At 58.3% G+C, this 14,136-nt stretch carries 16 protein-coding genes; 12 read left to right on the top strand and 4 right to left on the bottom strand.

The window, feature by feature from the left end; genetic code table 11:
* Positions 1-29: 29 nt before the first annotated feature.
* A complete protein-coding gene (locus tag RUESEDTHA_RS09530; RefSeq protein WP_180886522.1) occupies positions 30-1,613 on the bottom strand; it encodes a bifunctional UDP-sugar hydrolase/5'-nucleotidase in 1,584 nt (527 codons plus the stop codon).
* A gap of 108 nt (positions 1,614-1,721) precedes the next feature.
* On the opposite strand from RUESEDTHA_RS09530, the gene RUESEDTHA_RS09525 reads away from it, so the two are divergent.
* Genes RUESEDTHA_RS09525 through arsC form a run of 4 tightly spaced genes read left to right on the top strand, consistent with a single transcriptional unit; the run spans position 1,722 to position 3,881 of the window.
* Positions 1,722-2,060, top strand: coding sequence for a DUF952 domain-containing protein (locus RUESEDTHA_RS09525; protein WP_180886521.1), 339 nt, complete (start codon positions 1,722-1,724; stop codon positions 2,058-2,060).
* Positions 2,057-2,488 (top strand): DUF1330 domain-containing protein, encoded by a 432-nt coding sequence (locus RUESEDTHA_RS09520; protein WP_180886520.1) that lies wholly within the window; start codon positions 2,057-2,059, stop codon positions 2,486-2,488. The genes RUESEDTHA_RS09525 and RUESEDTHA_RS09520 overlap by 4 nt, the downstream gene beginning before the upstream one ends.
* Positions 2,485-3,543 carry a quinone-dependent dihydroorotate dehydrogenase gene (locus RUESEDTHA_RS09515; RefSeq protein WP_180886519.1) on the top strand — a complete coding sequence of 353 codons (1,059 nt, stop codon included), beginning with the start codon at positions 2,485-2,487 and terminating at the stop codon, positions 3,541-3,543. The genes RUESEDTHA_RS09520 and RUESEDTHA_RS09515 overlap by 4 nt, the downstream gene beginning before the upstream one ends.
* Positions 3,540-3,881 (top strand): arsenate reductase (glutaredoxin), encoded by a 342-nt coding sequence (gene arsC / locus RUESEDTHA_RS09510; RefSeq protein ID WP_180886517.1) that lies wholly within the window; start codon positions 3,540-3,542, stop codon positions 3,879-3,881. The genes RUESEDTHA_RS09515 and arsC overlap by 4 nt, the downstream gene beginning before the upstream one ends.
* On the opposite strand, the gene RUESEDTHA_RS09505 is transcribed toward arsC, so the two are convergent.
* From RUESEDTHA_RS09505 to RUESEDTHA_RS09495, 3 genes are read right to left on the bottom strand one after another with little or no spacing between them, the layout of a single operon-like run.
* Complete coding sequence (locus tag RUESEDTHA_RS09505; protein WP_180886515.1) at positions 3,878-5,194, bottom strand: MATE family efflux transporter; 1,317 nt, start codon at positions 5,192-5,194, stop codon at positions 3,878-3,880. The two genes, arsC and RUESEDTHA_RS09505, sit on opposite strands and share 4 nt — an antisense overlap.
* 5 nt (positions 5,195-5,199) lie before the next feature.
* Positions 5,200-5,718 carry a PaaI family thioesterase gene (locus RUESEDTHA_RS09500; RefSeq protein WP_171125443.1) on the bottom strand — a complete coding sequence of 173 codons (519 nt, stop codon included), beginning with the start codon at positions 5,716-5,718 and terminating at the stop codon, positions 5,200-5,202.
* Entirely contained in the window at positions 5,718-6,137 is a 420-nt protein-coding gene (locus RUESEDTHA_RS09495; protein WP_171122002.1) for a PaaI family thioesterase, read from the bottom strand. The genes RUESEDTHA_RS09500 and RUESEDTHA_RS09495 overlap by 1 nt, the downstream gene beginning before the upstream one ends.
* Positions 6,138-6,250: 113 nt before the next feature.
* Here RUESEDTHA_RS09495 and RUESEDTHA_RS09490 point away from each other — a divergent pair, with 113 nt between their 5' ends.
* The 8 genes from RUESEDTHA_RS09490 to RUESEDTHA_RS09455 all read left to right on the top strand — a co-directional run bounded on the left by RUESEDTHA_RS09490 (position 6,251) and on the right by RUESEDTHA_RS09455 (position 14,119).
* Positions 6,251-6,619 carry a MerR family DNA-binding transcriptional regulator gene (locus RUESEDTHA_RS09490; RefSeq protein WP_180886513.1) on the top strand — a complete coding sequence of 123 codons (369 nt, stop codon included), beginning with the start codon at positions 6,251-6,253 and terminating at the stop codon, positions 6,617-6,619.
* Between the two features lie 305 nt (positions 6,620-6,924).
* The gene (locus RUESEDTHA_RS09485; RefSeq protein ID WP_171125445.1) at positions 6,925-7,326 is read left to right on the top strand and encodes a MerR family DNA-binding transcriptional regulator; all 402 of its coding nucleotides are present in this window, start codon (positions 6,925-6,927) and stop codon (positions 7,324-7,326) included.
* A gap of 50 nt (positions 7,327-7,376) precedes the next feature.
* Positions 7,377-9,158: an acyl-CoA dehydrogenase C-terminal domain-containing protein gene (locus tag RUESEDTHA_RS09480; RefSeq protein WP_180886511.1), complete on the top strand. Its 1,782-nt coding sequence runs from the start codon at positions 7,377-7,379 to the stop codon at positions 9,156-9,158.
* A 54-nt stretch (positions 9,159-9,212) separates the two neighbouring features.
* A complete protein-coding gene (locus tag RUESEDTHA_RS09475; RefSeq protein ID WP_171121998.1) occupies positions 9,213-9,425 on the top strand; it encodes a hypothetical protein in 213 nt (70 codons plus the stop codon).
* Between the two features lie 148 nt (positions 9,426-9,573).
* Positions 9,574-10,212: a glutathione S-transferase family protein gene (locus tag RUESEDTHA_RS09470; protein ID WP_180886509.1), complete on the top strand. Its 639-nt coding sequence runs from the start codon at positions 9,574-9,576 to the stop codon at positions 10,210-10,212.
* A 12-nt stretch (positions 10,213-10,224) separates the two neighbouring features.
* A complete protein-coding gene (locus RUESEDTHA_RS09465) occupies positions 10,225-11,436 on the top strand; it encodes an acetyl-CoA C-acetyltransferase (RefSeq protein WP_171121996.1) in 1,212 nt (403 codons plus the stop codon).
* Entirely contained in the window at positions 11,436-11,921 is a 486-nt protein-coding gene (locus RUESEDTHA_RS09460; RefSeq protein WP_180886507.1) for a cupin domain-containing protein, read from the top strand. Before RUESEDTHA_RS09465 ends, RUESEDTHA_RS09460 begins: the two co-directional genes overlap by 1 nt.
* Positions 11,918-14,119 (top strand): 3-hydroxyacyl-CoA dehydrogenase NAD-binding domain-containing protein, encoded by a 2,202-nt coding sequence (locus RUESEDTHA_RS09455; protein ID WP_180886505.1) that lies wholly within the window; start codon positions 11,918-11,920, stop codon positions 14,117-14,119. The genes RUESEDTHA_RS09460 and RUESEDTHA_RS09455 overlap by 4 nt, the downstream gene beginning before the upstream one ends.
* Positions 14,120-14,136 lie beyond the last annotated feature (17 nt).

The following is a 14,136-nucleotide window of genomic DNA, read 5'->3' as shown; positions in this document are numbered from 1 at the left end:
GCGGCCTAATTTTTGTTATCTAAGTCGCGTTACTTCTGCTTGATGCGACCATCCAGGTACGGCGTGTAAGGCGCGTTTTCTGCAAGGTATTCCGCCGTCACATCAGCCAGATCCGGGCCAAAGTCGTAAGCGTTCTTGTCGTCACCTTCGAACATGCTGTACCCGTCTCCGCCATTGCGGACATAGTTGTTCGTGACAACCAAATAGGTCGCGGAGGGATCAATCGGCTTAAATCCGTCTCCATCGACCACCATGACTTCGGTGATGCGGCCTTCATTCGGTGCCACTGACGGGTCCCATGTGAAGGTCATGCCCGCCACCTGTGGGAAGCGGCCCTTGACCTCTTCGACTTGGCTGACGCCGTTTTCCAACGCGTCAATCACGCCCTGACCACTGATCTCAAAGGTTGAAAGCGTGTTCTGGAACGGCAGAACCGTCAGCACTTCGCCCATGGTCACATCACCCGAGTCGATTGAGGCCCGTAGACCACCCGAATTGGCAATCGCGATTTGAGCGCCCTGATCCGCGACCCGCGCCAACATCGCGTCGGCGACAAGGTTGCCCATCTGGCATTCCTGAACGCGGCAAACATCGCGGTTTCCTTCAATCGCTTCAGCGGAATTGGCGACCACACGCTGTTTCATTTCCTCAATCGGGGCACCCATCTCGGCAACGCGCGCGGCGATATCGGGGTCCGGAGTTACCGAGGCATCCAGCAGGATTGGCTCACCTTCTGCCGATACAAGGTTTCCGTCGTCGTCAAAGGTCAGCGTGATCTCGCCCAGATACTTAGAATAGGCATAGGCCTGAACGACCGGAACGTCGCCGACCATCACGGGATAAGACCCAGCCGCGCCCTCTTGCGTATTGGACAAAAGCGTATGGGAATGCCCGCCAACAACAAGATCCAGTCCGGGGACTTTTTCGGCAATCTCGATATCCTTGGCCAACCCCACATGGGTCAGGGCGATGACGATATTCACACCCTCGGCCTTCAGCGCCTCGACATCGGCAGTCAGGCTTTCGATTTCGTCCTGAAACACAACGTCCTTGCCGGGACTTGAGGTTTCTACCGTGTCCGTCGCCAGAGCTGAGACGATCCCGATTTTCTGACCGCCCAGTTCGAGGACAACGTGCCCATCAACGCGATCTTTCAGTTCCGACGAAGACGACAGGTCCAGGTTCCCCGAGATCACGGGAAAGCTGACAACGTCAATAAACGCGGCCAGACCTTCGGGGCCGTCGTCGAATTCGTGGTTTCCGACCGCCATGACATCATAGCCGATTGCCTCCATGAACTCGGCTTCGGCAGCACCTTTGTAGGTCGTATAGAACAGCGAACCCTGGAAGGGGTCACCAGCATCCAGCAACAGATAGTTTTCGCCGCTCAGCGCATCGCGACGGGCGTCCACGATCGTTTTCAACCGTGCAACGCCGCCAAAGCATTTGCCTTCAGCTTCATCCTCGGCATCGCAAGTTGAATCATATTTGTTGATGGACTCGATACGGCTGTGGATGTCGTTGGTGTGCAGGATCGTCAGCTTGTATTCGGCCAACGCCATGCCTGCGGTCAGGCCCAAAACAGCGGCCGAAGCCAGGAAACGGGTCAACATATTGAAACTCCCTATTGTTATTGGGCGTGATGGTGCGCTCTGCCGTTCAAAGAGTCAAAGGGGGAAATCCATCTTGATTCTACCCGTCGCGCGGGGCATCACGAGCCTATGCTGATTTACAAGATTTTTCGGGCCGATGAATGGGCCGCGTTGCAGTCCAACGGCGAATCCGATGGTGCTCCGATTGACGTTTCGGACGGGTATGTTCATTTCTCGACCGCGACGCAGGCTGCTGAAACCGCGGCCAAGCACTTTGCGGGCGTCACCGGGCTGACCTTGCTGGCCTGCGATGCGGACGCGATGGGCGACAGCTTGAATTGGGAGGTGTCACGGGGCGGCGCCTTGTTCCCCCACCTCTACCGCAAAATCCGCATGACGGACGTTGTCTGGTCACGCCCCCTGCCGTTTGACGGACATGCGCACCAATTCCCCGAGGAGATGGAATGACAACCTATATCGACCCCGAGCGCGCGCAATTCGAAGCGTTCAAGACCCTCGACCGCGACCATCCGATCGAGATGCTGAATCTGGTGAAGTTCCGGGCCAAGGCCCAATACCCTGACGGGCATGATCTGGCGAAGGCTGACTTGACCGGCGCGCAGGCCTATCGGAACTACGGAACCGAAACCGCGCCGATCATCGCCCGTTTGGGTGCATCAATACTGTGGCGCGGTGCGTTCCAGACAACCCTGATCGGCCCCGGCGACGAAAGCTGGGATGCCGTTTTCATTGCCCGGTACCCTTCTGCACATGCATTCCTTGAGATGGTTACGGACCCAACCTATCAAAAGGCCGTTGTGCACCGTCAGGCAGCGGTTGAAACCTCGCGCCTGATCCGCTGCGCTCCGGTTCAGGGCGGAGAATCGTTTGGATGAAACTGACCGAGAAAATTGGCCTTGCCGCCCTGCACCGGTTGGACCCGGAAGCCGCCCATGGGGTGTCGATCAAAGCTCTGAAGGCTGGGCTAGCCCCGGCACCGGGACCAATAACGTCGCCAAGACTGCGCACAACAGTTGCAGGGCTTGACCTGCCGAACCCGGTTGGATTGGCCGCCGGTTTCGACAAGAACGGAGAGGTTCTGGCCCCGCTGTCCCGTGCAGGTTTCGGATTTATCGAAGTCGGTGCAGTCACGCCGCGCCCCCAGCCCGGCAACCCGAAGCCGCGCCTGTTTCGCCTTACCGAAGACAGGGCGGCCATTAACCGGTTTGGCTTTAACAACGAAGGCATGGAGGTTATGGCAAGCCGTCTGGCGCAGCGCCCCAATGATGCTGTAATCGGCCTGAACCTTGGGGCGAACAAAGACAGCGACGATCGACCCGGCGATTTTGCCAAGGTGCTGGCCCATTGCGCCCCGCATCTGGATTTTGCCACGGTGAACGTATCCTCCCCTAACACTGAAAAGCTTAGGGATTTGCAGGGAAAAGCGGCTCTGACTGCCTTGTTGAGCGGCGTGATTGAAACTCGTGACGCTCTGGCGCGCCCTTTGCCGATTTTCCTGAAGATTGCCCCTGACCTGACCGAAAACGAGCTTCAGGATATTGCCGACGTGGCCCGCGAAACAGGTGTAGACGCCGTAATCGCCACCAATACGACACTGTCGCGCGACGGCCTGAGCAGCCCCCATAAGTCCGAGGCTGGTGGTCTTTCCGGCGCGCCACTGTTTGAAAAATCCACCCGCATTTTAGCGCAGTTGAGCAAGCTGACGGGCGGGCAGGTTCCGTTGATCGGCGTCGGCGGCATCAGTTCGGCAGAACAGGCCTATGCCAAGATTTGCGCCGGGGCGTCTGCCATTCAGTTCTATACGGCCATGGTATTCGGCGGCATTTCCCTTGCCTCCGACATAGCGCAAGGGTTGGACAAGTTATTGGCCCGTGACGGTTTCGAAACTGTCGCGCAGGCCGTTGGCAGCAAACGAGAGGATTGGCTGTGATCGAATATTGGCACAACCCGCGTTGTTCCAAGTCCCGGGCCGGGCTTGCTCTGCTGGAGGAAAACGGCGCAAAGATTGAAATCCGCAAGTATTTGGATGATGCGCCTTCGGCAGAAGACATCCGCGCCGCCCAACAGCGCTTAGGTATTCCTGCCATCGAAATGATGCGGACCGGCGAAAAGCGTTTCAAGGAATTGGGCCTGTCCAAGACAACGCCCGACGATGACTTGATTGCAGCGATGGCTGCCAATCCGATCCTGATCGAGCGCCCACTGGCGATATCAGGCGGCAAGGCGTTTATTGGTCGGCCTCCTGAAAATCTGTTGGGCCTACTCTAGACGATCTGGGCTTCCAGTCTGGGGTATCGCCATCCCAAGGTGACGCCCCGGGCAATGTTCAGCACCATCAGGGCCGCCCATAGCCCGTGATTGCCCAGCCACGGGACAAGCACAAACAGCGCCACGACATAGATCGCGACCGATTGGATCATCGCCTGCCGCATTGCACGGGTCCACGTAGCGCCGATATAGATACCGTCGAACATCCAGCTTGCCACGCCGATCACTGGGGCCAATGCTGCCCAGGCCAGATACTCCCGCGCGGCAAACCGCACTTCAGTCGAGGTGGACATCACGTCAATCAGGCTGGGTCCTGCCAGGAAAAACACAGCCCCCAACAAAAAGGCTCCGCCCACGCCCCAAAGCGATGCCATAACCGAGGCCCGCCGCACCTGATAACGATCTTTGGCACCGACGGCAGCCCCGACAAGCGCCTCGGCTGAAAACGCGAACCCGTCCAGGGCAAACGCTGTGATTTCAAGGAACTGCAACAAGACCTGATTGGCGGCCAGGTTGACGTCGCCCAGATCTGATCCGACAAACAGAAAGGTCGTGAACGAGCCGGTCAAAAGGACCGAACGGATCATGATATCCCTGTTCACCTGCATCATGCGGCGCAGACGAGCGGGATCGAATATTCGCGGCCAGTCGCGCCATTGATTGCCGCCAAACGCGCTGCGGCAAAGCCAGAGGCCCAAAGCCAGACCCGTCCATTCCGCGATCAATGTCGCAATCGCAACACCTTCGACGCCCCAGCCAAGGCCCAGCACAAACCAAAGGTCTAACACGATATTCAAGCCGTTCATCCAGATCTGCAGGATGAACACCCCTTTTGTCCGTTCGATCGCGATCAGCCAACCGGTCACAGCGTAAAGCGCAATTGTCGCCGGAGCCCCCCAGATTCGAATTTCCAGATAGTCGCGCGTTAATACCTCAACTTCGGGGCTGGCTGGTGAAAGGGCGAACGCGCCCCAGAACACCCAGATTTGTGTCAGAATGAAAAACAGCCCTGCCGCACCGCCCAGAAGCAGCCCCCGCATCAAAAGAGCGCCGGTCTCGGCTGTGTCCCCTGCCCCGCGAGCCTGTGCTGCCAAACCTGTGGTTCCCATACGCAGGAACCCGAAAATCCAATAAATCGCGGACAGGATGACGGCGCCCATACCGACGGCCCCGATTGGCGCGGCCAAACCCATTTGCCCGACAACACCGGTATCCACGGCCCCCAAAATGGGAACTGTGGCATTCGACAGCACAATGGGTACCGCAATCTTCAGCACCCGCTTATGCGTTATGGGTGCCGAAGCATCCTGCACAGCCGTCACTCTTTGGCGGTCGGTGGTTGTGGCATCAGGAAATGCCCGGTGGCCTGCGCATAGGGGCGCGCGTGATTGTCCTGCCACGCCTCAACCCGCACCGAAGCATATCGCCGCCCCGAACGGCTGACGAAGGCCCGCGCATATGCATCACGTGGCAAGCCGGACCGCAAATAGTCAACAGTGAAATCCACCGTCTTGGGGAACCGCACCGTGTCATCCTTGAAGATGTCTTCTGCATCCAGTTCACCGCTTTCGATCCGGGGAAAGAAAAACTCCCAACTCAGGGTGATTACTGCCGTCACTTCCAGAAAGGCCGCGGTGACCCCACCATGCAAAGCTGGCAGAAAAGGGTTTCCGATCAGCTTTTCGTCGAAGTTCAACACGCCGGTCAGTTCATCCCCGCGCCGATCAAATCCGATATTGAGAAACCGGATATAGGGCACACCATCAACGATAGCGTTCAAAGCCGCATCGCGTCGTTGCTTTACGACTTGCATGGGCTCGGGACGGGTACGCGCCATTACAGCCCCTCCACGGTGAAAGACCCGGATGCCGTCGCCACTGGCAGATCCTGATCGTCGTCCATTGCAGTTGCTCGAACAAAGGCGACGTTACGGGTGATATGATAGCATGTCGCGCGGGTCGTGATGCTCTGCCCCGGTGTCGCGGCGCGCATGTAGTCAATCCGCAGGTCGATCGTGGCCGTTCCACCGGGGGCGGCGGGGTGGCTCATGACAGCGGCCCCGCAACAGGTGTCCAAAACGGCAAAGACTGCCCCCCCGTGGATCACACCTGTCCGCGGATCGCCAACCAGTTGTTCGCTGTAAGGCATAGTGATTTCAGCCTCGCCGCTGTCGATTTTGGTCAGGTGCATTCCCAGAGCCTTGGCATGCGGAATCGCCTCGATGAACTGGCGCGCAATCGTCGCATTGTCGACCATGTACTTGTGTCCTCTTGGTTTCTCCCTTTATGAGCGAGGGGCAGGCAAAAGAGCAAGCCTGCCTGTTGCGCTTGCATGCGGCAGGCCATAGGTTGTCCCAGAGGAGATCAGGAATGTCCGACGATCGTTTGTCATTCAAAGAGATGTGCGCCGAGTTCGATGTAACCCCGCGTACCCTGCGCTACTATGAATATATCGAGCTGCTGCAACCCGAACGGGAAGGCAGGTCGCGGTTCTATGGCCCTCGGGAATGTGCCCGGATGACGCTGATCATGCGGGGACGGAAATACGGCTTTCCGTTGGAAGACATTCGCCAGTGGCTGTTGATCTACGAAGATCAGGGGAATCAGGCCCAAATGAAGGCCTTCGTTGAGTTGGCCGACCAGCAGCTAATCGAACTGGAAAAGCAACGACAGCAACTGGATGAAGCGGTCGACGCGTTGCAGAGCATGCGTGATCAAACCGCCAGTTCGCTAGAATAATCAAGGGGCGGCAGGCGCTGCGCCGATTCCCCTCTTCACGGTGTCACCCTAAGGGACCGGCCATTTTCAAATTCGCCGGATCGCCGTGTCCTGCCGCCGCAAATCAGCACAACCTCATCTGTCAGGAATTGTGACGTCACGTTCGTTTGATCTTGGCGTCCAAGGCGCTTGACGTAAACGGATGTTACGTCAACTTATAAGTGACGTAGCGTTTGCATTACGTAAACTACACCTCCGTGTTGTAAGACGCGCATCGACTGCGCAACTAACTATTGAAAACGCCAGTGATCAAGAGTGCTGAACCCATGACCGAAGATCTGATGACCATTCGTGAAATGTGCGAGACGTATGACGTCACTCCACGCACATTGCGCTTTTACGAGGCAAAAGAACTTTTGTTTCCGATCCGTGAAGGGCAAAAACGCCTGTTCACCAAACGCGACCGGGCACGCCTGAAGCTTATCCTTCGCGGGAAACGCTTTGGGTTCAGCCTGGAAGAAATTCGGCAACTGCTGGATCTCTACCATGTCGGCGATCAGCAGATGACCCAGATGACCCGCACGCTTGAGATCGCGCGAGAACGTCTGGTGGACTTGGAATCCCGCCGGGACGAACTGGACCAGGCGATCAGCGAAATGAAAGAGCAGTTGCGCTGGGGCGAAAAAGTCATCGCCTCGATGAAAAACGAGAAAAACGCCGCCGAGTAACCCTGGCGGTCCCTATCACCCGGACATCTGAATATTAAAGGGAGCTTCAAATGCCCGTCTATAACGCGCCCACCAAAGACATGCAGTTCATCCTGCACGAAGTGCTTAACATTTCGGGGTCGGACATCCCCGGATACAACGAACTGGACGCCGAATTCACCGGTGCCGTGCTGGAAGAAGCAGGAAAGATTGCTTCGAACGTCCTGCATCCGCTGAACACCGTTGGCGACACCGAAGGCTGCCGCCTTGAAAACGGCATCGTTTACACACCGACCGGCTTCAAGGACGCGTTCGAGCAGATGAAAGAAGGTGGTTGGACCGGCCTGGATATGCCCGAGGAATTCGGCGGTCAGAACATGCCTTATGTGATGGGTACTGCCGTGGGTGAGATGTTCTCGGCCTCGAACCAGGCGTTCACCATGTATCAAGGCCTGACCCACGGTGCGGCTTCGGCCATTCTGGCGCACGGCACCGACGAACAGAAAGCCACCTATCTGCCCAACATGGTAAGCTGTGAATGGACCGGCACCATGAACCTGACGGAACCGCATTGCGGCACCGACCTGGGCCTGATGCGCACTAAGGCCGAGCCGCAAGATGACGGCTCGTACAAGATTTCGGGTCAAAAGATCTTTATCTCGTCCGGCGATCACGACATGGCCGACAATATCATCCATCTGGTGCTGGCCAAGGTCCCCGGCGGCCCCGAGGGCATCAAGGGTGTCTCGCTGTTCATCGTGCCCAAGTTCATGGTGAACGAAGATGGCTCGCTGGGTGAACGCAACGGCGTTTCGGTCGGCAAGATCGAAGAGAAAATGGGCATCCACGGCAACTCGACCTGTGTGATGAACTATGACGAAGCCAAGGGCTTTTTGCTGGGCGACCTGAACAAAGGTATGCGCGCCATGTTCACCATGATGAACGAAGCGCGTCTGGGTGTGGGTATGCAGGGCCTGTCGCAGGCCGAGGCCGCATATCAGAACGCTTTGGAATACGCCAAGGACCGCCTGCAGGGCCGTGACGTAACCGGCGTGAAAAACCCAGATGGTCCCGCAGACCCGCTGATCGTCCACCCGGACGTCCGCCGCAACCTGATGGATCAGAAAAGCTTTACCGAAGGCGCACGGGCATTCATCCTGTGGGGTGCCACGCTGATCGACCAGGCGCACCGCTCGGAAGACAAGGACGCGGACGGCCTGATCTCGCTGCTGACACCGGTCATCAAGGGCTTCCTGACCGATCAGGGCTATGACATGACCGTTCAGGCCCAGCAGATTTACGGCGGCCACGGCTACATCGAAGAATGGGGCATGTCGCAATATACCCGCGACGCGCGGATCGCCATGATCTACGAAGGTGCAAACGGTGTTCAGGCGCTGGACCTTGTGGGCCGTAAGCTGGCCACCGATGGCGGCAAGCACGTCATGGCCTTCTTCGAGATCGTCAAGAATTTCTGCAAGGAAAACGGCGGTCAGAACGAAGCCTTCGACAAGGCGTTCATTGAACCGCTCAAGGCGGCTTCGAAGGACTTGCAGGCCGCTGGGATGTACTTCATGCAGAACGGTGCCAAGAACCCCAACCACGCGCTGGCCGGGTCGAACGACTTCATGCACATGTTCGGCCATGTCTGCCTGGGCCTGATGTGGGCGCAAATGGCAAAAGCGTCTTATGCAGCCCTTGACGGCGCAGCCTCGGATACCGAGTTCTACGAGACTAAGATTGCCACCGGCCAGTTCTACATGGCGCGTCGCCTGCCGGCCACCGGCCTGCATCTGGCACGTATCCAGACCGGCGCCGACACAGTCATGGCACTGGAGGCGGCAAACTTCTGATCCTTACCTGGTTCCGGGGGCAACCCCGGAGCCAGTTCCTCGGGAGGGAAAGACATGCCGAAACGATTTCGTTTAACCCGCCGATTTCCGGTCGCAATGACCGAAGACGGATACCGCAAGCTTAGGGGGTTCGCCCGCGAAGCTGGCTTGGACGAAGGCGAAGCGCTGTCTTTCCTTTTTGAAAACTTCAACAGCGTCATTGATCAGGACAACCTGACCCACCGACTCCGGGTTTTCAATTCCGAGCTAGAGGCACGCAAGCGTTAAACCAAAGGCAAACTGAACCCGGAAAGCCGCGTATTTTCAACAAGAAGAAACTTGCGCAATAGACCGCAACGTCATTCATGCATGACAGGTTCTTGCTGCTAAAGATACGCGTGAAACAGTCGACCAACGCCACGGGAGGGGCGCGACCATGACCATGAAACTATACTGCTTCGGCGCGAGCGGAAATTCATACAAGGCGGCTCTGGCGCTTGAATTGTCCGGTCTGGATTGGGCGCCGATCGAGGTCGAATTTTTCAAGGGCGAGACACGGACCCCTGAATACCGCGATAACGTCAATGCGATGGGTGAAGCCCCGGTGTTGGTCGATGGCGATTTTCGCACCAGCCAGTCCGGTGCGATTCAGGCATATATCACTGAAAAAACCGGCAAGTTCGGCGGCACAACGCATGAAGAGAAATACGAGGTTCTGCGTTGGGTTCTCTGGGATAACCATAAGTTCAGTTCGATGGCGGGTTTGACACGCTTCCTGATGAACTTCCTGCCCCCCGAACACCGCAACGCGGACGTTATTGCATTCAATCAAGGGCGCCTGAAAGCGGCTTATCAAGTTCTTGACGCTCATCTGGATGGCCGCGACTGGATCGTTGGCAACGGCGTGACAAACGCCGATCTCAGTTGCTGCGGATATCTGTATTACCCCGAACCTTTCGGCTTTGACCGCGCCGAATGGCCCAATATCGACAAATGGCTGACGCGGCTGTCTGAACAGCCCGGTTGGCAATCACCCTATGACCTGATGCCCGGCCAAGCACCGGATCGAGCTTAAGGAGAGCTAATGATGACCGAAGCATATATCTATGACGCCCTGCGCACCCCGCGTGGCAAGGGCCGTAAGGACGGCAGTCTGCACGAGGTGACCTCGGTGCGACTGTCCGCCGTGACCCTGAACGCGCTGAAGGAGCGTAACAACCTTGAAGGCCACGCCGTCGAGGACGTGATCTGGGGCAACGCCACTCAGGCAATGGAACAAGGCGGCTGTCTGGCCCGGACTGCGGTTCTGGCCTCGGACTTGGATGAAAGCATCCCCGGCCTGTCGATCAACCGTTTCTGCGCATCGGGCATGGAGGCCGTGAACTTGGCCGCCAACCAGGTCAAAGGCGGTGCTGGTGACGGCTACATCGCCGGTGGCGTGGAAATGATGGGCCGCGTGCCCATGGGTTCGGACGGGGCAGCGATTGCCATTGATCCGACCGTGGCGATGGACACCTATTTCGTGCCGCAGGGGATTTCCTCGGACATCATTGCAACTGAATACGGGTTCAGCCGTGAACAGGCCGACCAGTTGGCGATGGAATCGCAGCGCCGTGCGGCACAAGCCTGGGAAGAGAACCGGTTCGAGAAATCGGTGATCTCGGTCAAGGACCGCAACGGCCTGACCATTCTGGACCGCGACGAATACATGCGCCCCGGCACCGACATGCAGAGCCTGGGCAGCCTGAACCCCGCCTTTCAGATGATGGGTGAGCAGATGCCCGGCTTCGACAAGGTGGCGCTGCTGAAATACCCGCATCTGGAAAAGATCAACCACATCCACCATGCGGGCAACAGCTCGGGCATTGTGGACGGGGCTGCGGCTGTTCTGATCGGCAACAAGGAATTCGGTGAAAAGCACGGCCTGAAACCCCGCGCGCGCATCAAGGCCACCGCCAAGATCGGTCTGGACCCAACCATCATGCTGACCGGCCCCGTGCCGGTGACGCAGAAAATTCTGGCCGACAGCGGCATGGCGATCTCGGACCTCGACCTGTTCGAGGTGAACGAAGCCTTTGCCTCGGTCGTGCTGCGCTTCCAGCAGGCGTTCGATGTCGACCCCGAACTGGTCAACGTCAACGGCGGCTCGATCGCTATGGGCCACCCGCTTGGCGCCACCGGTGCGATCATCATCGGCACCCTGCTGGACGAGCTGGAGCGTCAGGACAAAGAGACTGGACTGGCGACCCTGTGTGTGGCCTCGGGCATGGGTGCAGCCACCATCATCGAGCGGGTGTAATGCCCAAGCTGGATCTCTCACAGATCCCGTTTGTAGGGGGATCGTCCTATCCCGGCAAACTGGCCGAGGCGACCGCAGGTCGTTTCGTTCAGAGGCTGGGGGATGCGGACGGTCTGACCCAATACGGGGTCAACATCGTGCGGTTGGAACCGGCGGGGATGTCCTCGTTGCGGCACTACCACATGGAGCAGGACGAGTTTGCCATTGTGCTTTCCGGCACCTGCACCCTGATCGACGATGACGGTGAACATGAGATGCAGCCCGGTGACTGTGCGGCCTGGCCCGCGGGTGAGCCCAACGGCCACCACCTTGTGAACAAAACCGACGCGCCTGCGACCTTTCTGGTGGTGGGCACGCGGACCCCGACCGAGACCGCTTACTACAGCGACCTGGACATGATGGTGAAGGACGACGCAGATGGCGAATCCTTCACCCGGAAAGACGGCAGCCCCCTGACGGCTGACCAGATAGGAGACGACGGATGACCGAGTTTACCCTGACCAAAGACGCCGATGGCGTTGGTACAATCACCTGGGATGTTCCCGGCAAATCAATGAACGTGATGTCCTTTGACGGGCTGACACAACTGGATGCCTGCATTGATCAGGCGCTGGCTGACGATGAGGTCAAAGGCATAATCATCACTTCGGGCAAAGAGGGATCCTTTGCCGGTGGCATGGACCTGAACCTGCTGGCCGTGATGAAGGAACAGGCGGGTGATGACCCGGCCAAGGGCCTGTTCGAAGGCACGATGAACATGCACAAGCTGCTGCGCAAAATCGAGCTGGCTGGCATGGACCCCAAGACCAAAAAGGGCGGCAAGCCGATTGCGGCCGTTCTGCCGGGCACCGCCGCCGGTATTGGCATGGAACTGCCCCTGTCGACCCATCGCATCTTTGCCGGTGAAAGTCCCAAGGCCAAATACGGCCTACCGGAAATTATGATCGGCATCTTCCCCGGCGCGGGCGGAACCACACGGATGGTCCGCAAGGTCGGCGCCATGGCCGCGGCTCCGCTGCTGCTGGAAGGCAAGATGTTGGACGCCAAGAAGGCCAAAAGCGCAGGCTATATCGACGAGATTGCAGCAGACCCGATGGCCGCCGCGAAAGAATGGGTTCTGAACGCCCAAGCCGCCGATCTGGTCAAGCCGTGGGATGCCAAAGGCTATAAGATGCCCGGCGGCGCTCCGTTTAGCCCGGCTGGTTTCCCGAACTTCGTCGGTGCCGCCGCGATGGTGCATGGCAAGACCCAAGGCGCGTTCCCTGCTGCCAAAGCCTTGCTGAGCGCGGTCTACGAAGGTGCGTTAGTTGATTTCGACACCGCGCTGAAGATCGAGGCCCGCTGGTTCACTACCGTTCTGATGAACCCCTCGTCGGGCGCGATGATCCGCTCTTTGTTCCTGAACAAAGAGGCGCTGGACAAAGGCGCCGTGCGCCCCGCCGGTATCCCCGATCAGTCGGTCAAGAAGATCGGCGTTCTGGGTGCAGGCATGATGGGGGCCGGTATCGCCTTGGTATCCGCGCAAGCCGGGATGGAGGTTGTTCTGATCGACCGTGATCAGGCCGCCGCGGACAAGGGCAAAGCCTATACGGAAGCCTATCTGGACAAAGGCATGAAGCGCGGCAAAGTCACCGAAGACAAAAAAGTCGCCATGCTGGGTCAGATCACCGCGACCCCGGATCTGGATCAGCTGAAAGGCTGTGACCTGATCATCGAGGCCGTGTTTGAAGACCCCGCGGTCAAGGCCGACATGACCAAAAAGGTCGAGGCGATCATTCCCGAGGATTGCATCTTTGCGTCGAACACCTCGACCCTGCCGATCACCGATCTGGCCAAGGCAAGCGTGCGGCCCGAGCAGTTCATCGGCATCCACTTCTTCTCGCCGGTCGAGAAGATGTTCCTCGTCGAGATCATCAAAGGCAAGGAAACCGGGGACCGCGCAGTCGCCAAGGCGCTGGACTATGTGCGCCAAATCCGCAAGACGCCGATCGTGGTTAATGACGCGCGGTTCTTCTACTGTAACCGCTGTATTATCCCCTACCTGAACGAAGGTGCGCGCATGGTGACAGAGGGCGTCAGCCCCGTGCTGATCGACAACGCCGCGCGCCAATTGGGCTTTCCCGTGGGGCCGATCACGCTCACCGATGAAACCTCGATTGATCTGGGGGCCAAGATTGCCCGCGCGACCAAGGCAGCGATGGGCAATGCCTATCCCGAAAGCCCGGCGGACGATCTGATGTTCTGGATGGAAGAACAGGGCCGTCTGGGGCGTAAGTCGAAATCCGGCTTTTTCGACTATGACGAAAAAGGTAAGCGACTGGGTCACTGGAAAGGGATGCAAGACAAATATCCGCTGGCCGAAGATCAGCCCGACCTGATCGAAGTTCAGGAACGTCTGATGTTCGCACAGGTTCTGGAAGCCGTCCGCGCGCTGGAAGAAGGTGTGGTGGAAGATATCCGCGAGGCCGATGTGGGTGCGATCCTGGCTTGGGGCTTTGCACCTTGGTCCGGTGGCCCACTAAGCTGGGTAGATATCATTGGCGCACCCTACGCCGCCGAGCGTTGTGACCAGCTATCGGCAAAATACGGTGATCGCTTCGCCTGCCCGCCGCTGCTGCGTGAAATGGCTGAGAAGGGTCAGACCTTCTATGGCCGCTTCGACCCCGAAGCAAAAGCCGCTTAAATTAATAAAGCTGGCGC

Source organism: Ruegeria sp. THAF57, from assembly GCF_903914075.1.
GTDB lineage: Bacteria > Pseudomonadota > Alphaproteobacteria > Rhodobacterales > Rhodobacteraceae > Ruegeria.
This window is presented reverse-complemented; position numbering and strand designations above follow the sequence as displayed.